Source organism: Novosphingopyxis baekryungensis DSM 16222 (genome assembly GCF_000420305.1).
GTDB classification, from domain to species: domain Bacteria; phylum Pseudomonadota; class Alphaproteobacteria; order Sphingomonadales; family Sphingomonadaceae; genus Novosphingopyxis; species Novosphingopyxis baekryungensis.
Map to the genome: position 1 here is coordinate 290,398 of NZ_ATUR01000004.1, position 19,128 is coordinate 309,525.

18 protein-coding genes are annotated in these 19,128 nt (G+C 63.3%); 16 read left to right on the plus strand and 2 right to left on the minus strand.

What is annotated here, in order from left to right; translation table 11 throughout:
- Nucleotides 1-156: 156 nt before the first annotated feature.
- From mdh to pal, 16 genes are all read left to right on the plus strand, one after another.
- Nucleotides 157-1,119, plus strand: a complete 963-nt coding sequence (gene mdh / locus G410_RS0108370) for a malate dehydrogenase (RefSeq protein WP_022673203.1) — start codon at nt 157-159, stop codon at nt 1,117-1,119.
- A complete protein-coding gene (locus G410_RS0108375) occupies nt 1,112-1,612 on the plus strand; it encodes a hypothetical protein (RefSeq protein ID WP_156851902.1) in 501 nt (166 codons plus the stop codon). The genes mdh and G410_RS0108375 overlap by 8 nt, the downstream gene beginning before the upstream one ends.
- Nucleotides 1,612-2,499 (plus strand): succinate--CoA ligase subunit alpha, encoded by an 888-nt coding sequence (gene sucD / locus G410_RS0108380; protein WP_022673205.1) that lies wholly within the window; start codon nt 1,612-1,614, stop codon nt 2,497-2,499. The genes G410_RS0108375 and sucD overlap by 1 nt, the downstream gene beginning before the upstream one ends.
- A gap of 70 nt (nt 2,500-2,569) precedes the next feature.
- Nucleotides 2,570-5,395 carry a 2-oxoglutarate dehydrogenase E1 component gene (locus G410_RS0108385; protein ID WP_022673206.1) on the plus strand — a complete coding sequence of 942 codons (2,826 nt, stop codon included), beginning with the start codon at nt 2,570-2,572 and terminating at the stop codon, nt 5,393-5,395.
- A gap of 70 nt (nt 5,396-5,465) precedes the next feature.
- Nucleotides 5,466-6,740 carry a 2-oxoglutarate dehydrogenase complex dihydrolipoyllysine-residue succinyltransferase gene (odhB, locus tag G410_RS0108390; protein WP_022673207.1) on the plus strand — a complete coding sequence of 425 codons (1,275 nt, stop codon included), beginning with the start codon at nt 5,466-5,468 and terminating at the stop codon, nt 6,738-6,740.
- Nucleotides 6,741-6,850: 110 nt separating this feature from the next.
- Nucleotides 6,851-8,260, plus strand: coding sequence for a dihydrolipoyl dehydrogenase (gene lpdA / locus G410_RS0108395; RefSeq protein WP_022673208.1), 1,410 nt, complete (start codon nt 6,851-6,853; stop codon nt 8,258-8,260).
- 180 nt (nt 8,261-8,440) lie between these two features.
- Entirely contained in the window at nt 8,441-9,103 is a 663-nt protein-coding gene (locus tag G410_RS0108400; RefSeq protein ID WP_022673209.1) for a trimeric intracellular cation channel family protein, read from the plus strand.
- 51 nt (nt 9,104-9,154) lie between these two features.
- The gene (gene ruvA, locus G410_RS0108405) at nt 9,155-9,751 is read left to right on the plus strand and encodes a Holliday junction branch migration protein RuvA (RefSeq protein WP_022673210.1); all 597 of its coding nucleotides are present in this window, start codon (nt 9,155-9,157) and stop codon (nt 9,749-9,751) included.
- 19 nt (nt 9,752-9,770) lie between these two features.
- Nucleotides 9,771-10,079, plus strand: coding sequence for an antibiotic biosynthesis monooxygenase family protein (locus G410_RS0108410; protein ID WP_022673211.1), 309 nt, complete (start codon nt 9,771-9,773; stop codon nt 10,077-10,079).
- Entirely contained in the window at nt 10,076-11,104 is a 1,029-nt protein-coding gene (gene ruvB / locus G410_RS0108415) for a Holliday junction branch migration DNA helicase RuvB (RefSeq protein ID WP_022673212.1), read from the plus strand. The genes G410_RS0108410 and ruvB overlap by 4 nt, the downstream gene beginning before the upstream one ends.
- Before the next feature lie 10 nt (nt 11,105-11,114).
- Complete coding sequence (locus tag G410_RS0108420) at nt 11,115-11,582, plus strand: YbgC/FadM family acyl-CoA thioesterase (RefSeq protein WP_022673213.1); 468 nt, start codon at nt 11,115-11,117, stop codon at nt 11,580-11,582.
- On the plus strand, nt 11,579-12,283 hold the full coding sequence (tolQ, locus tag G410_RS0108425; RefSeq protein WP_022673214.1) for a protein TolQ: 705 nt from the start codon (nt 11,579-11,581) through the stop codon (nt 12,281-12,283). The genes G410_RS0108420 and tolQ overlap by 4 nt, the downstream gene beginning before the upstream one ends.
- The gene (locus tag G410_RS0108430) at nt 12,283-12,741 is read left to right on the plus strand and encodes an ExbD/TolR family protein (RefSeq protein ID WP_022673215.1); all 459 of its coding nucleotides are present in this window, start codon (nt 12,283-12,285) and stop codon (nt 12,739-12,741) included. The genes tolQ and G410_RS0108430 overlap by 1 nt, the downstream gene beginning before the upstream one ends.
- A 12-nt stretch (nt 12,742-12,753) precedes the next feature.
- Nucleotides 12,754-13,689 carry a hypothetical protein gene (locus tag G410_RS0108435; RefSeq protein WP_022673216.1) on the plus strand — a complete coding sequence of 312 codons (936 nt, stop codon included), beginning with the start codon at nt 12,754-12,756 and terminating at the stop codon, nt 13,687-13,689.
- On the plus strand, nt 13,686-15,026 hold the full coding sequence (gene tolB, locus G410_RS0108440) for a Tol-Pal system beta propeller repeat protein TolB (RefSeq protein ID WP_022673217.1): 1,341 nt from the start codon (nt 13,686-13,688) through the stop codon (nt 15,024-15,026). Before G410_RS0108435 ends, tolB begins: the two co-directional genes overlap by 4 nt.
- A gap of 77 nt (nt 15,027-15,103) precedes the next feature.
- Complete coding sequence (gene pal / locus G410_RS0108445; protein ID WP_022673218.1) at nt 15,104-15,658, plus strand: peptidoglycan-associated lipoprotein Pal; 555 nt, start codon at nt 15,104-15,106, stop codon at nt 15,656-15,658.
- Between the two features lie 70 nt (nt 15,659-15,728).
- Here the strand turns inward: pal and G410_RS0108450 are convergent, their stop codons facing one another.
- Both G410_RS0108450 and G410_RS0108455 read right to left on the minus strand, forming a co-directional pair.
- Nucleotides 15,729-16,028: a hypothetical protein gene (locus G410_RS0108450; RefSeq protein ID WP_022673219.1), complete on the minus strand. Its 300-nt coding sequence runs from the start codon at nt 16,026-16,028 to the stop codon at nt 15,729-15,731.
- 41 nt (nt 16,029-16,069) lie between these two features.
- Nucleotides 16,070-18,997: a M16 family metallopeptidase gene (locus G410_RS0108455; RefSeq protein WP_022673220.1), complete on the minus strand. Its 2,928-nt coding sequence runs from the start codon at nt 18,995-18,997 to the stop codon at nt 16,070-16,072.
- Nucleotides 18,998-19,128: the final 131 nt, after the last annotated feature.

The window sequence follows — 19,128 nt, forward strand, 5'->3', positions numbered from 1 at the left end:
AAACCTAGCTTTTTTGCAAATGTTTCGCATTATCGCAACGGCGTGCACATTCGCGATTTGGGCGGTTGATCCCGCTTGTCCACAGGCGTAAGCCCCAGCGCAACCTTTCCTCACGCTCCCGCCCTGTGGAGCAACAGCATCCCGAAGGAGACATTGATGGCCCGCAAAAAGATAGCGATGATCGGTTCCGGCATGATTGGCGGAACGCTCGCCCATCTCGCGGCCATGAAGGAACTTGGCGATGTCGTATTGTTCGACATTGCCGATGGCATGCCCTCCGGCAAGGCGCTCGACCTCAGCCAGGCCGCGCCGGTCGAGGGCTATGATTCGAACCTCAAGGGCACGAGCGATTATGCCGATATTGCCGGCGCAGACGTCTGCATCGTCACCGCCGGCATCCCGCGCAAGCCTGGCATGAGCCGCGACGATCTGCTGGCGACCAACCTCAAGGTCATGAAGGCCGTGGGCGAAGGCATCGCGAAGCATGCGCCGGACGCCTTCGTGATCTGCATCACCAACCCGCTCGACGCGATGGTCTGGGCGCTGCGCGAATTTTCCGGGCTCGATCACAAGAAGGTCGTCGGCATGGCCGGCGTTCTCGATTCGGCCCGCTTCCGCCACTTCCTCGCGGAAGAGTTCGACGTGTCGGTCGAAGACGTCACCGCCTTCGTGCTCGGCGGCCATGGCGATACGATGGTGCCGGTGGCGCAGTACAGCACCGTGGCCGGCATTCCTGTGCCCGACCTCATCAAGATGGGCTGGTCGACTCAGGAGAAGATCGACGCGATCATCGCGCGCACCCGTTCGGGCGGTGGCGAGATCGTGAAACTGCTCGGCAATGGCAGCGCCTTCTACGCGCCCGCCACCAGTGCGATCATGATGGCCGAGAGCTATCTGAAGGACAAGAAGCGCGTTCTGCCCGCCGCTGCGCACCTCACCGGCCAATATGGCGTCGACGGCCTGTATGTCGGAGTGCCGATCGTGATCGGTGCCAATGGCGTGGAGCGGATCGTCGAGATTGAGCTGGACGACGAAGCCAAGCAGGGCTTCCAGGTCAGTGTCGATGCGGTCAAGGAACTGACCGACGTGTGCAAGGGCATGGACAGCAGCCTTGCCTAAGCGCGTGGCCCTTCTCTCGGCGCTGGTGGCCCTAGGGGTCGCCGCGCCTGCGGCTGCTCAGCAAAAAGTGGCGGATCTCGGTGATATACTGGCCGCATCGGACCAGTGCATCAGCGCAACCGGCGCGAGCGGTGTCAGCAGCAAGCTTATGGAGCAGGGCGGCTGGAAACTGGGCAGTGTCAGCGCCAAAGGCAAAGCGGTCGATATGCCACTGCGGATTTACGGCAAGGCTGACAATAACGCGTTGATCATGGCGCAAAACGAAGCGAGCAGCAAAGATCGGGTTTGCATCGTTCTGGGCCGTATTTCCTCGCCGCAAGCCTATGCGCCCGCTGCTGCTGCCATGACCAAGAAATATGGCAAGCCCATCAAGCGCAATGGCAATTCAGTCATTTGGCGTTTCAAAAACAAGATCATTCAGCTCGATGCGACAGGTTCGCCCAAAAAAGCGGCCATGCGTATCGCCATCATTGAAGCTTCCGGAGGCAAATAATGTCCATTCTCGTCGACAAGAACACCAAGGTCATCACTCAGGGCATGACCGGCTCGACCGGTACGTTCCATACCGAGCAGGCGCTGGCCTATGGCACGCAGATGGTGGCGGGCGTAACGCCCGGCAAAGGCGGCACCGAACATATCGGCCTGCCGGTCTATGATACCGTGGCCGAAGCGCGCGACGCGACCGGCGCGGATGCCAGCGTGATCTATGTGCCGCCGAAGTTCGCCGCAGCATCGATCATGGAAGCGATCGAGGCGGAAATCCCGCTGATCGTTGCGATTACCGAAGGCATTCCGGTGCTCGACATGGTCAAGGTGAAGGGCAAGCTGGAAGGCTCCAAGTCGCGCCTGATCGGCCCCAACTGCCCCGGCGTCCTGACGCCCGGCGAGTGCAAGATCGGCATCATGCCCGGCTCCATCTTCAAAAAGGGCTCCGTTGGCGTGGTCTCGCGCTCAGGCACGCTCACCTATGAAGCGGTGCACCAGACCACAGCGGTTGGCCTGGGCCAGACCACGGCGGTCGGCATTGGCGGCGATCCCGTGAACGGCACCAATTTCATCGACATGCTCGAGCTGTTCCTGGCCGACGATGAGACGCAGAGCATCATCATGATTGGCGAAATCGGCGGCAGCGCAGAAGAAGAAGCTGCGCAGTTCCTGGCCGACGAAGCCAAGAAGGGCCGCAAGAAGCCCACCGTCGGTTTCATTGCGGGCAAGACCGCCCCTCCGGGACGCCGCATGGGCCATGCCGGTGCCATCGTTTCGGGCGGCCAGGGCGGCGCGGACGACAAGATTGCGGCGATGGAAGCGGCGGGCATCACCGTATCCCCAAGCCCGAGCGAACTGGGCACCACGCTGGCGGATTTGCTGAAAAACGCGTGACACCATTTGCGGGGGCATCTGCAACGACAAGTCCGGGCGCGTTGAGCCCGGCACGAAAGAAAGAGTGACCATGGGCGTAGAAGGCCAGATGTTCAGCACCGGACAGGAACCGCGCGAAGGGCCGAGCTGGCAGCGTTCGAACTGGCCGCTCGACGTGGCGGACGATCTCAACGCCGCGCTCGATCCCACGCGCATGGCCGTCGAGGTCAAGGCGGCGGCAGAAGCCAAGGGAAAGCCCCTTTCTCCCAAGGAGATCGAGAAGGCGGCTGCCGACTCGATCCGCGCCATGATGCTGATCCGCACCTATCGCGTGCGCGGCCATCTGGCCTCCAACCTCGATCCACTCGGTCTGTCCAAACGCGAACTTCCAGCCGATCTGACGCCGGAATATCATGGATTCGCCGAGGCCGACCTGGACCGCGAAGTGTTCCTCGGCGGCAATCTGGGTGTTGATTACGCCACCGTACGCGATCTCGTCACCATGCTGCGGACGGATTATTGCGGGCCCGTCGGCCTGGAATATATGCATATTTCGGACATCGAGGAGCGCCGCTTTCTGCAGGAGCGTCTCGAGGGTAAGGAAAACGCCATCAGCTTCACCGAGGAAGGCAAGAAGGCCATCCTCAACAAGGTGATCCAGGGGGAGCAGTTCGAAAACTTCCTCGGCAAGAAATATGTCGGCACCAAGCGCTTCGGCCTGGACGGCGGCGAGGCGATGCTGCCGGCGCTGGAAGCTGTGATCAAATATGGCGGCCAGTTCGGCGTGCGCGAAATCGTCTATGGCATGGCCCATCGCGGGCGGCTGAACGTCCTCGCAAACGTGATGGCCAAGCCCTATCGCGTCATTTTCCACGAATTTCAGGGCGGCAGTGCCAATCCCAAGGATGTCGGTGGGTCCGGCGATGTGAAATATCATCTCGGCACCAGCACCGATCGCGAATTTGACAGCATCACCGTACATATGTCGCTGGTTCCCAATCCCTCGCATCTCGAAGCGGTGGATCCGGTTGTTCTGGGCAAGGTGCGCGCGCAGCAGGTGATGCGGCAGGACACCAGCAAGCACGAGCAGGTGCTGCCGGTCCTCATCCATGGCGATGCCGCCTTTGCCGGCCAGGGCATCGTCTGGGAAACGCTGAGCTTCAGCGGCATCCGCGGCTATAATACTGGCGGCTGCATCCATTTTGTCATCAACAACCAGATCGGTTTCACCACCAGTCCGCAATTTGCGCGCAGTTCGCCCTATCCCAGCGACGTGGCGAAGGGCGTGCAGGCACCGATCTTCCATGTGAATGGCGATGATCCGGAAGCGGTGACCTATGCCTGCAAGATGGCGATCGAGTTCCGCCAGCATTTCGGCCGCGATATCGTGATCGACATGTGGTGCTATCGCCGCTTCGGCCACAATGAAGGCGACGAGCCGAGTTTCACCCAGCCGCTGATGTACAAGGCGATCAAGTCTCACCCCAAGGTCAGCGCCATTTATGGCGAGCGGCTGAAGCGCGAAGGCGTGGTGGACGATGGCTGGATGGACAGCGCCGTGCGCGACTATACCGATCATCTGCAGGCAGAGTTCGAGGCCGCCGAAAGTTACAAGCCCAACCGGGTCGACTGGTTTGGCGGGCGTTGGTCCGGCCTGCATGTGCCGGCCGACAACGAGACCGCGCGGCGCAACGCGCCGACCGCGATCGAGCGGAAATTGTTCGATTCGCTTGGCCGGACGCTGACCGAGGTGCCGGACGATCTGACGATCCACAAAACCTTGGGCCGTATCCTCGACGCCAAGAAGAAGATGTTCGACAGCGGCGAGAATTTCGATTGGGCGACCGGTGAGGCCCTGGCCTTCGGTTCGCTCCTCTCCGAAGGCTATGGCGTGCGTCTGTCCGGGCAGGACTCCGGCCGTGGCACGTTCAGTCAGCGTCATGCCGTCTGGGTCGATCAGGAGAATGAGCGAAAATATACGCCGCTCAGCCAGGTGCCGCATGGGCGCTTCGACGTGCTCGACAGCCCGCTGTCGGAATATGGCGTGCTCGGCTTCGAATATGGCTATGCGCTGGCCGATCCCAAGGCGCTGATCATGTGGGAAGCGCAGTTCGGCGATTTCGCCAATGGCGCGCAGATCACGATCGATCAGTTCATCGCCAGCGGAGAAGCCAAATGGCTGCGGGCCAATGGCCTCGTGATGCTGTTGCCGCATGGCTATGAAGGCCAGGGCCCGGAGCATAGTTCCGCCAGGCCCGAGCGCTTCCTGCAGCTTTGCGCGGAAGATAATATGCAGGTGTGCAACATCACCACGCCGGCCAATTATTTCCACGTGCTGCGCCGCCAGATGCTGCGCAATTTCCGCAAACCGCTGATTATCATGACGCCGAAATCGCTCTTGCGGCACAAGATGGCGGTATCCGAGACCAGCGAATTTCTGGGCGATTCGCAGTTCATGCGCATCAAGTCTGACACCAACGCCCCGGCGGACGAGCGCGTAAAACGCCTTGTCCTGTGCACCGGCAAGGTGGCGTTCGATCTGATCGAGGCGCGCGATGCAGCAGGCGATGAGGAAACCTCGATCGTGCGGATCGAACAGCTCTATCCGTTCCCGGGCGAGCCTCTGGCCGTGCGCCTGAAGCGTATGACCAATCTGGAAACGGTGGTCTGGGCGCAGGAAGAACCGAAGAACCAGGGCTATTGGCACTTCGTGGAATCTTATCTGGAAACCTGCCTGGGCGAAGCCGGAACTGCGCCGCAGCGCCCGGTCTATGCCGGACGCGATGCATCGGCATCACCGGCCACGGGCTTGGCATCGCGCCACAAGGAACAGCAGCAGAAGCTGATCGCCGAGGCGCTGGGCCATGCTGGCAAGGAAGATATCGAGCTGAACCCCAAGGACAAGCTGCGCAACTAGGCCGCGGCTTTTCCGTAAAGACATCAGGCCGGGCCCAGCGCCCTGGCAGCAGAAGGACGAAGCAAACATCATGTCCCAGGACGTCAAAGTACCCACCCTCGGCGAATCGATCACCGAAGCGACCATCGGCGAATGGCTCAAGCAGCCCGGCGATCGCGTGGAAATGGACGAGCCGATCGCCAGTCTGGAAACCGACAAGGTGGCCGTCGAGGTGCCTTCCCCCGTGGCCGGCACGATCGGCGAGTTGCTGGCAGAGGTTGGCGAGACGGTGCAGGTCGATGCCGTCATCGCGCGGATCGAGGACGGGGACGCCCCAGCGACATCGCCAGCACCGAGCAAGAGCGAAGACCCCAAGCCCAAAAAGGCCGATGACGAGCAGGTCGAGCGTGCTGAGACGCCGGACGCGGAATTCGCGGCCAAGGATGGTGGCTCGGATGGCGACAGTCCGCATCTCAGCCCTTCGGTCCGCCGCTTGGTGCTGGAGCACGGTGTCGATCCCACTAAGATCAAGGGCACCGGCAAGGATGGCCGTCTGACCCGTGAAGACGTGCTGGACGCGGCCAAGTCCGGCAAGGCCAAGAAGGGCGACGACGCGCCTGCCAAGAGCGACAGCGCACCGGCTGCCGCGTCCGATGGCAAGCCTGCACGCACCGAAGAGCGCCAGCGCATGACGCGCCTGCGCCAGACCATCGCCAAGCGTCTGAAATCCGCACAGAACGAAGCCGCGCTGCTCACGACGTTCAACGATGTCGACATGACCGCGGTCATCGACACGCGCAGCAAATACAAGGATTTGTTCGCCAAGAAACATGACGTGCGGCTTGGTTTCATGGGCTTCTTCATCAAGGCCGCCTGCCTTGCCGCGCGCGATGTTCCCTCGGTCAATGCCCGCATCGAGGGCGACGAGATCGTCTATCATGACTATGTCGACGTCTCGGTCGCCGTGTCCGCGCCCAATGGTCTGGTCGTGCCGGTTATCCGCAATGCGGAGAGCCTGAGCTTTGCCGAGATCGAGAAGACGATCGGCGACTTCGGTGCGCGCGCCAAGTCCGGCAAGCTGACCATGGACGAAATGCAGGGCGGCACGTTCACCATCTCCAATGGCGGTGTGTTCGGTTCGCTGATGAGCACGCCCATCGTCAATCCACCGCAGAGCGCCGTGCTCGGCCTGCACCGGATCGAGGACCGCGCGGTCGTGATCGACGGCGAGATCGTGATCCGCCCCATGATGTACATGGCGCTGACCTATGACCATCGCCTCATCGATGGCCGGGAAGCCGTGACCTATCTGGTCCGCATCAAGGAAGCGATCGAGGATCCGGCGCGCATGCTGATCGATCTGTAAGACACAAACTGTTCCCGTGCGGGCTGCGCTTGTTGAAGCCCTGATTATTCCCGGGACCCGGTTGAAAAAAGACCGCCCGTCGACAAGCTCAGGGCGAACGGAGATTGATAATGGCTGAGCAGACTTTCGATTATGACGTGCTGGTGATCGGCTCGGGGCCCGGCGGCTATGTCGCGGCCATTCGGGCCGCCCAACTGGGGCTGAAAACGGCGTGCGCGGAAAGCCGCGATACGCTGGGCGGCACCTGCCTCAATGTCGGCTGCATCCCGTCCAAGGCGCTGCTCCATGCCTCCGAATATTTCGAGGAAGCGGCCTCCGGTTCGCTGGAAAAATTCGGCGTGAAAGTCGGCAAGACCGAGCTCGATCTCGATCAGATGATGGCCGAAAAGACCAAGGCCGTGGGCGAACTGACCGGCGGCATCGAATATCTGTTCAAGAAGAACAAGGTGACCTGGCTGAAGGGCCGCGCCGCTTTCGAGGATGCGCACAGCATCAAGGTGGGCGACGAGACGGTGACCGCGCAATCGGTCATCATCGCCACCGGCTCCTCCGTCATGCCGTTGCCGGGCGTCGAGGTCGACAATGACGGCGGCATTGTGGTCGATTCCACCGGCGCTCTCTCGCTGCCCAAGGTGCCGGAGCATATGGTGCTGATCGGCGGCGGCGTGATCGGGCTGGAGCTTGGCAGCGTCTGGCGCCGTCTCGGCGCCAAGGTGACCTGCGTGGAATTTCTCGACCAGATCCTGCCCGGCATGGATGGCGATATCCGCAAGGAGGGCGCCAAGCTGTTCAAGAAGCAGGGCATCGATTTTCGCACCGGCACCAAGGTGACCGGCGTGACCGTGGAGGGCAAGAAAGCCATCGTGACCGTCGAGCCGGCCAAGGGCGGCGACAGCGAGACGATCGAGGCGGACGCCGTTCTGGTCTGCATCGGGCGCAAGCCCAACACCGACGGTCTGAATCTGGAGGCCGCCGGCCTGAAGACCACCGAACGCGGTTTGATCGAAGTCGACGAACGGTTCGAAACCGCCGTGGACGATGTCTATGCCATCGGCGACGTGGTGCCCGGCCTGATGCTGGCGCACCGTGCCGAGGATGAGGGCATTGCCGTGGCCGACAATATCGCCGGCGGCACCGGTATCGTGAACCATGCGATCATCCCGTCGGTCGTCTACACCCATCCCGAAATGGCCGGTGTCGGCATGACCGAGGAAGAAGCCAAGAAAGCTGGCCATGAACTGGCCATCGGCAAATTCCCTTTCATGGGCAACAGCCGCGCCAAGACCAATCGGGAAACCGACGGCTTCGTGAAGATCATCGCGGACAAGGAAACCGACCGCGTGCTCGGCGTGCACATCATTTCCGTGCTGGCCGGAACATTGATCGCGCAGGCCGCGCAGGCGATGGAGTTTGGCGCGACATCGGAAGACATCGCGCTCACCTGCCATGCCCACCCCACCCATGCCGAAGCCATGAAGGAAGCGGCCATGGCGGTGCGGGGCAAGCCGATCCACATCTGACCCACAAGACCGCCGATAGCGACCGGACATCCCATCCGGTCGCATCGCGCGGCGTCGGGACCGCCTGTCTTACAGCAGCGCGCTGAAAGGCAGCTGGCCTGACCCTGCTTGACACCAACGGTCTGTTCGATCGCATTTGCCGGGTTGTGATCGCATGGCACCAGGCCTAGGCGGCGGCGCATGACCACCGACAATCTGCTCCCCAATTTCGAAATCGGGCCGATCCTGATCGCCCTCGATATGCTCGGCATCGCCGTGTTCGCCGCATCGGGCGCGCTGGCGGCAGCGCGCAAGGGGCAGACGCTGGTCACCTTCAGCTTCTTTGCGCTGGTGACCGGGGTGGGCGGCGGGACCTTGCGCGATCTGCTGATCGGCGCACCGGTGTTCTGGATCGTCGACGGCAACATCCTGATGGCGATCGGCGCGGTGGTGCTGCTGATCTGGCTGACACCGCAGCGCTGGTGGAAAGGATCGATGCTGGACTGGTTCGATGCGGTCGGCCTGGCCGTCTATTCGGTGTTCGGCGCGGCCAAGGCGATCGAATATGGCATCAACCCTCTACCTGCCGCGCTGATGGGCATCATCACCGCCTGTGTGGGCGGCATTGTGCGCGATGTGCTGGCCGGCGAGCCATCGATCATCCTGCGCCCTGAGATTTACGTGACCGCCGCCGCCCTTTCCTCCGGCCTGTTCGTCCTTCTGAAACTGCTGGGCATGGATACGCCGGTGGCGGCCATCCTGGCCGCGCTGGCCGGTTTCGTCCTGCGCGGCGCGGCGATCCACTTCGGCTGGGCGCTGCCATCCTATCGCGGCAATGCGCAGGATGACGGCAGCGCGGCCTGACGCCCAAGAACGCGCTGGCAAGCCCGCGCCCGCGCAGCTAGTGAACAAAGCATGATCGCAAAACTCAGCGGACGGATCGATGCGGCAGCGGCCGACCATCTGGTGATCGATGTCGCCGGGGTGGGCTATCTCGTCCATGCATCGGCCCGCACCATCTCGGCCATCGGCGCGGTGGGGGAGGCCGCATCGGTGCATACCGAATTGCAGGTCAGCGAAAACGACATGCGGCTGATCGGCTTTGCCAGCGCGCCGGAGCGGGATTGGTTTCGCCTGCTCGTGGGCGTGCAAGGCGTCGGCTCCAAGGTGGCGCTTGCCATTCTTTCCGCGCTGGAGCTGGACGAGCTGAAACGCGCCATCGGCGGGGAAGACGCCGCCATGGTCGCACGCGCCAATGGCGTGGGGCCGAAACTTGCCAAGCGCATCGTCAACGAATTGCGCGACAAGGCCGGCGCGATTCCCGGCGGCACCGGCCCATCGGCAGCCATGCCGAGCGGATCGCACGGTGCGGACGCCGTCAGCGCGTTGCAAAATCTGGGCTTCAAGCCCGCCGAAGCCACCCGCGCCGTGGCCGCGGCCACCGATGATCTGGGCGATGATGCAGGCCTCGACGCGCTGGTGCGCCTGGCCTTAAAGAAGGCCGCGAAATGAAGCAGGCGGAGCATCGATCATGAGCTATTCGGTCATTTGGGAATATTTCGTGCCGGAAACCAACCGACCGGCGTTCGAGACCGCTTATGGCGGCGCCGGCCCCTGGGTCGATCTGTTCGCCGAGGCGGAGGGGTTCCTCGGCACCTGGCTATTGCGCGACAAGGAACAGAAGGGCCGCTATCTCAGCCATGACCGCTGGGAGAGCCGCGCCGCCTATGACGCGTTCAAGCGCGGCTTTGCCGAACGCTATGAAGCGCTCGACCATGAGCTGGACGGGCTGTCCACGCGCGAAAACTATATCGGCGCCTATGACGAGGTGACGGGTTGAGCGAAACCGCGCCCATCCTGTCTGCCGAGCGTCAGCCGGAGGATATCGACGCGGCGCTGCGCCCCAAGACGCTGGCCGATTTCGTCGGCCAGCGGCAGGCGCGCGAGAATTTGCGCGTGTTTATCGAGGCGGCCAAGGGCCGCGCCGAGGCCATGGATCATGTGCTGTTCTTCGGGCCGCCCGGCCTTGGCAAGACCACGCTGGCGCAGATCGTCGCGCGCGAACTGGGCGTGGGTTTTCGCGCCACCAGCGGGCCGGTGATCGCCAAATCGGGTGATCTCGCTGCGCTGCTGACCAATCTCGAAGAAGGCGACGTGCTCTTCATCGATGAGATCCACCGGCTCAATCCGGTGGTGGAAGAAGTGCTCTATCCCGCGATGGAGGACCGCTGTCTCGATCTCATCATCGGCGAGGGGCCGAGCGCACGGTCCGTGCGGATCGATCTGCCCGCTTTCACGCTGATCGGCGCGACCACGCGGCAGGGCCTGCTGACCACGCCGCTGCGCGACCGCTTCGGTATTCCCGTACGGCTGATATTCTACACGGTAGAGGAACTGCAGCGCGTCGTCACCCGCGCGGCAGGCCTGCTGAACCTGCCGATCGCTCCGGACGGCGCGCAGGAGATCGCCAAGCGGGCACGCGGAACGCCGCGGGTCGCCGGGCGGCTGCTGCGCCGGGTGCGCGATTTTGCGCATGTGCTGGGAGAGCCGCAGGTCACCGCCAGGGTCGCCGACGAAGCGCTGACCCGGCTGGAGGTCGATGCGCTGGGCCTGGACGCCATGGACCGGCGCTATCTGCACATGATCGCGGACATCTATCGCGGCGGGCCGGTGGGCGTCGAAACGCTGGCGGCGGGCCTGTCCGAACCGCGCGACACGATCGAGGATGTGATCGAACCCTATCTCATCCAGCTTGGCCTGATCGCTCGCACCGCGCGTGGTCGCTGCCTTAACGGGCGCGGCTGGACGCATCTGGGACTCGCCCCGCCGCAAGGCGTGGCGACGCAGGACGGACTGTTCGATTAATGCTCCGCGCATGACCGACGCCCCCTATCACGGCCATTTCGTCGGGCCTGAACATCGCTTTGCGCTGCGGGTCTATTTCGAGGACACCGATTTTTCCGGCGTGGTCTATCATGCCAATTATCTGCGCTATTTCGAGCGTGCCCGCTCCGACATGCTGCGCGTGGCGGGGATCGATCAGGCGGCCGCCCATGCCAATGGCACCGGCGTCTATGCGGTGGCGGCGATGGACCTGAAATTCCGTAGCCCGGCGCATTTCGACGATGCCCTGCTGATCCGCAGCCATGTCACCGATGTACGCGCCGCCAGCTGCCATATCGCGCAGGGCGTGTACCGGGACGATGTGCTGCTGTGCGAAGCGATGGTGACCGCCGCCTTTCTTTCCCCCAGCGGCCGGCCCACCAGGCAACCGAAAGATTGGCTTGCCATCTACAAGGCGCTAATGCCCGGGGCCGACCCCAAGGGAAGACCCGTAACTTGACCGCGTACACCCTCATCTCCGCCGCCGCCGTTCCTGCCGGCTTTTCACCTGTCGAACTGTTTTTGCAGGCCGATATCGTGGTGAAAGCCGTGATTATCGGCCTGATCCTCGCCAGCGTCTGGACCTGGGCGATCATCATTTCCTTTCTGCTGAAAATGAGCAGCATCAAGCGCAAGACCAAAGCGTTCGAGCGCGACTTCTGGCAGGCCAGCGATATCGACGGCTTCTTCAAGGAACGCGGCAAGGCCAAGCTGCCGATCGCTCATGTGCTCGGCAGCGCGGTGACCGAATGGCGGCACTCAACCGGCGGCAAGACGATCGACCGCGAAGGCACGCGCGAGCGGCTGTCCGCGACCATGAACAGCACCATCGCGCATGAGATCGACAAGCTGTCCGAACGGCTGAACTTTCTGGCCACCACCGGTTCGGTTGCGCCCTTTGTCGGCCTGTTCGGCACCGTATGGGGCATCATGCGCAGCTTTACCGCCATTGCGGCGGAGCAGAACAGCACGCTCGCGGTGGTCGCCCCCGGCATTGCCGAGGCGCTGTTTGCCACCGCCATCGGCCTGTTTGCCGCCATTCCCGCCGTGATCGCCTATAATCGCTTCGCCCACCGGCTGAACCAGCATGAAGCGCAGCTCGGCCGATTTGCCGATGGCTTCCACGCCACGCTGAGCCGCGAGCTGGAAAAAGACATCTGATGGCCATGCAGCTGGGCAATGGCCGCGGCGGATCGCGGCGCAGGGGCCGGGGCGGCGCGCGCGCGCCGATGGCCGAGATCAACGTCACCCCGCTGGTCGACGTGATGCTGGTGCTGCTGATCATCTTCATGGTCACCGCGCCGCTGCTGGTGACGGGCGTCCCCGTCGAGCTGCCGGAAAGCCGCGCCAACGCCATCGAACAGCCCGAAGAGCCGATCGAGATAGCGATCGACGCCAGCGGCGTGACCTATATCGACGGAGACGCCGTGGCCGCCACCGATCTGCCGGCCCGCCTGGAAGCGCTGGCCGCGCAGAACGGCACCGCCAACCGCGCGGTCATCCTGCGCGGGGACACGTCGATCGATTATGGCGCGATGATGAGCGTGATGGGCGAGCTGAACCGGGCGGGGCTGAACTCCATCAGCCTGGTCACCACCGGTTCAGGCGCACGTCCATAGCGCTGGACTGCTATGCAGAGGGCGGAACAATTTGGACTGGGCGTGGCGCTGGTGGGGCATGTCGCCCTGTTCACGGCGCTGTCGCTGGGCATGTTTTCCCCCGACGACGTGCCGCCAAAGCCCAGGCCCGATCCCGTTCAGGTGTCGCTGCTGGGTGAGATTGCGCCCGTGGCCACCGCGCCGCAATTGTCCAGCGAAGCGCCAGCCCCCGCCCCGGCAGACGATATCGGCGATCCGATGGATGCGATGAACGCGCCGCTGCCACAGCCCGACAGCCCGGCCCCCGTCACGCAGACCGAACCCGCACCGCCGCGCGCGGAACCGAAGCCGGTGCCCGCCGCCAAGCCTGAACCGGCGCCCAAACCGAAGCCGGCTGCGAAACCCAAGCCTGCGGCCAAGCCGAAGCCCGCCCCAAAGCCCGAGCCCAAAAAGGCGGCGCCAGAGCCCAAGGCAGCGCCCAAACCCGCGCCGAAGGCGGAGGCGAAGCCCGCACCCAAGGCGGCCCCCAAGCCAGCCACGTCGACCGGCAGCAGCCGCGCCACCGCCAAGCGCTCCAGCAGTTTTGCCGAGAATATGCGCGGCTCGATCGGCACGGCTGGCAAGGCCGACACGCCCCCCGCCGCCGCCTATAGCGAGACCACGCGCCGCCAGATCGACGTGAGCATCAAGGGGGAGATCGCGCCCTATTGGAAGCGCAACGTGCCGTCCGGTGTGGACGTGGAACAGTTGCGCACCGTCCTGCGGATCAAGCTCAACAAGGATGGCAGCCTGGCCGGCACCCCCACGCTGGTCAGCCAATCCGGCAAGACGGACAGCAACGCGCCGCAGCAAAAGCTGCATATCGAACGCGCGATAAAATCGGTACAGCAGGCAGCGCCGTTCAAGCTACCGGCAGAATATTATGATAATTGGAAATCATGGGACCTGACCTTCAGAAGCGACGTATGAACCATTTCATCCGCTCCACCGCCATTGCCGCCAGTTTTCTGGCCAGCACCGCCTTTGCCTTTTCCGCAGCATCCGCGCAGCAAAGCGAAGACATTGTCGCCGATGCGCAGCAACTGGACACGATCATCGCGATCCCCGGTTTTGCCACCGATGCGGACCGGCCGACCGATGCCTATTCCACCGCCGACCTCGGCCGCAGGATCGGCGAGGTCATCACCGCCGATCTGCGCAATAACGGCCTGTTCACCCCGCGTGGCCCCGATCAGGTCCGCGCGATCCAATATGGCGAGGTGACCGCGCCGCAATTCCCCGGCTGGAAAACGATCAACGCCGAAGTGCTGGTGCAGGGTTTCGTGCGCGCCGCGAGCCCCAACGAGATTACCGTGGGCTGTTATCTCTACGATGTCGGCCTGGGCTCCGAACTGTCCCGCCAGGGTTATGTCGTGCCCGCGCGCGACTGGCGGCGGGCGGCGCATAAATGTTCGGACATCATCTATTCGCGCCTGACTGGCGAGCAGCCCTTTTTCGACAGTCGCATCGCCTATATTGCGGAAAGCGGACCGAAGAATAATCGCCGCAAGCAGCTGGCGATCATGGATTCGGACGGGGCCAACCACCGGATTCTCACCAGCGGCGGCGCGACCGCCCTCACCCCGCGCTTTTCGCCCAATTATCAGTCGATCCTGTATCTCAGCTATGTCGACGGCAATCCGCGCATCTACATCTACGATATCGGAACCGGCCGCCAGCGGTTGGTGACGCAGAGCAGCAACGCCACCTTTGCCCCGCGCTGGTCGCCCGACGGGCAGACCATCCTTTATTCCATGGCGGTGGGCGGCAACACCGATGTCTACAAGATTTCGGCCAATGGCGGCACGCCGGTGCGGCTGACCAATGCGCCCGGCATCGATGTGGGCGGCAGCTTCTCTCCGGACGGCAAGCAGATCGTGTTCGAGAGCGACCGGTCCGGCAGCCAGCAGATCTATACGATGAACGCGGACGGATCGAACCAGAAGCGCATCAGCTTCGGCGGCGGGCGCTATGCCACGCCGGAATGGAGCCCGCGCGGCGATCTTATCGCCTTCACCAAGATTGCGGGCAATCTGCGGATCGGCGTGATGCGCCCCGGCGGCGGCAGTGAGCGGCTGTTGACCGACAGCTGGCAGGACGAGGCACCGACCTGGGCACCGAACGGGCGCGTGATCCAGTTTTTCCGCACCGCGCAGGGATCGGGCGACGCCTCAATCTGGCAGGTCGACGTGGCGGGTGCCAATGAGCGCCGTCTGCCCACGCCGGGCTATGGATCCGATCCCGCCTGGGGGCCGATCCGCCCGTGATAAATGCCTATTTCTTGCAAGATCCCGATGCCAGTGGCGGCACGCGGATTGCACCAACGCCACAGGAGACCAGAGGGATGACCACCAATCGCACCAAGTTCTTATTGCTAGCCGCAGCTGGAACGCTGGCGCTCGGCGCCTGCGGGAAGAAGGCACCGCCCGAGCTGCCCCCTGCGCCGTTGAACCAGGGCAATGGCTATGACGATGGCAGCCAGAGCTATGATCCCAACGCCAACCAGCCGGGCTATGGCAGCAATGTCCCCGGCGGCCCGGGCAGCCAGGAAGATTTCGTGCGCAGCGTCTCCGGCGACCGCGTGTTCTTCGATACCGATGAATATAATATCGATTCGCAGGATGCTGCGACCTTGCAGAGCCAGGTCCAGTGGCTGCAGCGCTATCCCAACACCACCGTCGTGGTCGAAGGCCATGCCGACGAGCGCGGCACGCGCGACTATAATCTGGCGCTGGGGGAACGCCGCGCCACGGCGGCGGCCAATTATCTGGCCTCGCTAGGTGTGGCGCGCAATCGCATCCGCACCATCAGCTACGGCAAGGAACGGCCCGAAGCGCTGGGGTCCGATCCGCAGGCCTGGGCGCAGAACCGCCGGGCGGTGACCGTCACGGTTCGCTAGACCCGCTTTTTCAGTAGACAAAAAAAGGGCCGCCCCGATGGAGCGGCCCTTTTTCGTAATCTGGTCGGCTTCAGACCTTGCGCGTGCCGGACAGTGGCATGTCGCCGAAAGCGCCGGCGTTGACCGTACCGGTCATCGTGTCGCCATCGACCGTTGCCTTGTTGTTGAGCGTCATCGGCATGGGGCTGGTGATGTCCATCGACCAGGTCAGCGTGTCGCCGTCCACCTGGCCGTTGACATCATTGGTGCCCATGGCGCCGGACATCGTGCCCTTGAACGTGCTGCCCTCGCTGCTGATCGTCAGATCGGACTTCTGGTCGCCCATCGGGGTCTTGACCGCCACTGCCCACGTACCATCGACATTTGCCATATTATTTTCTCCTGAAAAGTTCGTTGCAGAAATAGAATGAATTACTCGCCCGAGGTTTCCATGGGGGCGGCATCTTCTGTGGCGGCCGCGGGATCGAAGCCGCGATATTCCACCGGCAGACCGATATCGGCCAGCTGGTCCTGGATCTTGGCGGCATCGCCCACGATCAGCCAGGTAAGCTTGGAGACGTCCAGCGCCCCGCGCATCGCGCTGTCCAGCTGCTGGGTGTCGAGCGACTTGTAGCGCTGCGCCAGCGTGTCCGCATAATCCAGCGGGCGGCCATAGAGCACATCCTGCTGCATCTGGCTGAGAACCGCGCTCGACTGTTCGAAATTGCCGGCCAGTTCCAGCGTGTTGCCCTGCACCGTGCGCTGCAATTCCTCCGCCGTGACGCCGCTGGCACCCTGGAAGGCGTTCATCTGCTCGATCAGCACCTTGACCGAAGGACCGGTCTGGTTGGTCTGCACCGGCGCATAGACGATCATCGGCACCTGCTCTTCCGGACGCTGCAGGAAGGTATAGGCGCCATAGGCCCAGCCCTTGTCTTCGCGCAGATCCATGTTGATGCGGCTGAGGAAATCTCCGCCCAGCACCTCATTGGCAGCCTGCAGCGGCAGCAGATCGTCGGTTCCCTTGGCGCCCAGCACTTCACCGCCAAGGATCAGCGACTGCGGCGAATTGGGACGGTTGATCACGATGATCTTGCCCTCGCTCGACGCTTGCGGCGCGGCAAAGACCTTGTCCGGAGCCGCAGCACCGGTGCCCTTCCATTGGCCGAACCGCTGTTCGAGCATCGGCTTGATATCGGCCAGGGTGGTATCGCCCACCACGAAGATCTGCGCCTTGTCCGGGCGCATCCAGCGCTGGTGGAACTGCGCGAGATCCTGACTGGTCAGACGCTGGACCACCTCCGCATCGCCGGTGCCGGTGAACGGTACGCCATAGGGATGCGCCTCGCCATACAGCATGGGCGGCAGCACGCGGAAGGCCAGGCTCTGTGGCTGCGTGCTTTCGGCCTGAATGCGGGTGATCTGCTGGACGCGAACACGCTCCAGCTCCTGCGCGTCGAAGGCTGGGTTCTTGATGACGTCCGCCAGCAGATCGAGCGTGGGTGCAAGATTGACCTTCACCGCGCGCACGCCGACCGTCGTGCGATCGAGGCTGGAGCCGACCGAAACATTGGCCCCCAGCGCTTCTTCCGCTTCGGCCAGATCAAGCGCGCTGAGCGTGGTCGTGCCCTCGTCCAGCATCGCCGTCATCAGACCTACGGTGCCGAGCGCGTCCTTGGGATCGGACGCATAGCCGGCGTCGAAGGTCACGGCCACGCGCACCATCGGCACGGCGTCGCGCCGCGCGAAATAGATGGGGATGCCATTGCTCAGCTTGGTCATCTCGACCTTGGGATAGTCGAGATCGGGCACCGCGCCGGGTTCGGGGAACTGGCTGCGGTCCTGGAAGCTGACGGGCATGTCGCTCGCCGGCGCATCGATCCAGTCCCCTTCCGGGGCGCGGTAATAATTTGGCCCCGGCGTCGATCCATCGACCACTGCGCCGCCTGCGCCGGCGGACACTTCATTATAGGCCTCGCGCTCACCGGGCTCCACGCGGATTTCCGCATAGGGACGGGTCAGCCATTTCTGCATGGCCGCCTGCACCTTGCCCGGCGTCATGCTGGCGAGGCGCTGCAGTTCCTTTTTATAATATTCCGGATCGTCGGAATAGAGCTGGCCCTGCGCCAGGGCCACGGCTTTGCCGCCGAAGCCGCCGACCTGTTCCAGACCTGCGATACGGCTGGCCGCTTCGCTGGTGGCGACGCGCTTCACTTCCTCGGCCGTCGGTCCCTTGGCGATATAATCGGCCATGATCTGATCGAGCCGCGCTGCGACCGCATCCGGATCTTCGCCCGGCTTCACGTCCACCTGCATGGTCATCATCGAACCAAGCGTGAAGGGCATGACCGAGGCCGATACCGCGACGGCGCTCTGCTCATCGCGCACCAGGATGTTGTCCAGCCGCGAGCTGGCCAGGCCGCCCAGTACGGCTGCGCCCACGTCCAGCGCGGTAAAGTCGGGATCGTTCAGGCCCGGCAGCGTCCAGCTGCGATAGATGCGCGTGGTCGGGACCTTGTCCTTCATCACCACCTTCTTGACCGCGTCCAGCGTCGGCACCTCGGCAGAAAGGGGCGCCACGGCCTTGCCGCGCGGGATCGGGCCGAACCATTTGTTCACCAGCGGCTTGGCCTCGGCCGCGCTGATATCGCCGGACAGCACCAGGATCGCGTTGTTGGGCGCATAATGATCGGTGAACCAGCCCTTGATATCGTCCAGCGACGCAGCTTCCAGGTCTTCCAGCGAACCGATGGTCGAATGGCCATAGGGATGGTTTTCGGGCAGCAGCAGTTCGATCTGCTTATAGGGCACCAGGCCATAAGGCTGATTGTCGCCCTGCCGCTTCTCGTTGGAAACGACGCCGATCTGATTGTCGAGCTTCTCCTGCGTCACCGCATCGAGCAGATAGCCCATCCGGTCGCTCTCCAGGAACAGCGCGGATTCCAGCGCGGAGCGGGGCACGGTCTGGAAATAATTGGTCCGGTCCAGCCAGGTCGTGCCGTTGAGATCGGTCGCGCCGATGCGCTTGGTATAGGTGAAATAATCGCCGGGTGCGTTTTCCGAACCGTTGAACATGATATGCTCGAACAGATGGGCATAACCGGTCTTGCCCTTCGGCTCGTTGGCAGAGCCGACATCATACCACACGGACACGGCCACGATCGGCGCCTTGCGGTCTTCGTTCACGATCACGGTCAGGCCATTGTCGAGGGTGAATTTCTGATAGGGAATATCAACCTGCGAAACGAGCTCGCTCACCGGCGCAGCCTTAGCCACATAATCCGCAACCTGCGCCCGCGCGCCCCCAGCAACCAGCGCGGCGGTGCAGCTGGCGAGGGCCAGTTTGGTGATCAAACGCATGGAGTAGATTCCTTTTCCTAATGGCGCGGGCCCCGCCTTGTTCTGCCCCGCATCATGCCCACTCAGGACGGTGACGTGGGGCCGGCCCGTAATTCACTACGACAATGTGCTATCGCCGATCGGCACGACCT

Coding starts and splice junctions, on each gene's coding strand:
- G410_RS0108400 (WP_022673209.1), top strand. CDS start 8,441: ATGACCACCGACAATCTGCTCCCCAATTTCGAAATCGGGCCGATCCTG.
- G410_RS0108430 (WP_022673215.1), top strand. CDS start 12,283: ATGGCCATGCAGCTGGGCAATGGCCGCGGCGGATCGCGGCGCAGGGGC.
- lpdA (WP_022673208.1), top strand. CDS start 6,851: ATGGCTGAGCAGACTTTCGATTATGACGTGCTGGTGATCGGCTCGGGG.
- G410_RS0108450 (WP_022673219.1), bottom strand. CDS start 16,028: ATGGCAAATGTCGATGGTACGTGGGCAGTGGCGGTCAAGACCCCGATG.
- tolB (WP_022673217.1), top strand. CDS start 13,686: ATGAACCATTTCATCCGCTCCACCGCCATTGCCGCCAGTTTTCTGGCC.
- G410_RS0108385 (WP_022673206.1), top strand. CDS start 2,570: ATGGGCGTAGAAGGCCAGATGTTCAGCACCGGACAGGAACCGCGCGAA.
- G410_RS0108455 (WP_022673220.1), bottom strand. CDS start 18,997: ATGCGTTTGATCACCAAACTGGCCCTCGCCAGCTGCACCGCCGCGCTG.
- mdh (WP_022673203.1), top strand. CDS start 157: ATGGCCCGCAAAAAGATAGCGATGATCGGTTCCGGCATGATTGGCGGA.
- G410_RS0108435 (WP_022673216.1), top strand. CDS start 12,754: ATGCAGAGGGCGGAACAATTTGGACTGGGCGTGGCGCTGGTGGGGCAT.
- pal (WP_022673218.1), top strand. CDS start 15,104: ATGACCACCAATCGCACCAAGTTCTTATTGCTAGCCGCAGCTGGAACG.
- sucD (WP_022673205.1), top strand. CDS start 1,612: ATGTCCATTCTCGTCGACAAGAACACCAAGGTCATCACTCAGGGCATG.
- ruvA (WP_022673210.1), top strand. CDS start 9,155: ATGATCGCAAAACTCAGCGGACGGATCGATGCGGCAGCGGCCGACCAT.
- odhB (WP_022673207.1), top strand. CDS start 5,466: ATGTCCCAGGACGTCAAAGTACCCACCCTCGGCGAATCGATCACCGAA.
- G410_RS0108410 (WP_022673211.1), top strand. CDS start 9,771: ATGAGCTATTCGGTCATTTGGGAATATTTCGTGCCGGAAACCAACCGA.
- G410_RS0108420 (WP_022673213.1), top strand. CDS start 11,115: ATGACCGACGCCCCCTATCACGGCCATTTCGTCGGGCCTGAACATCGC.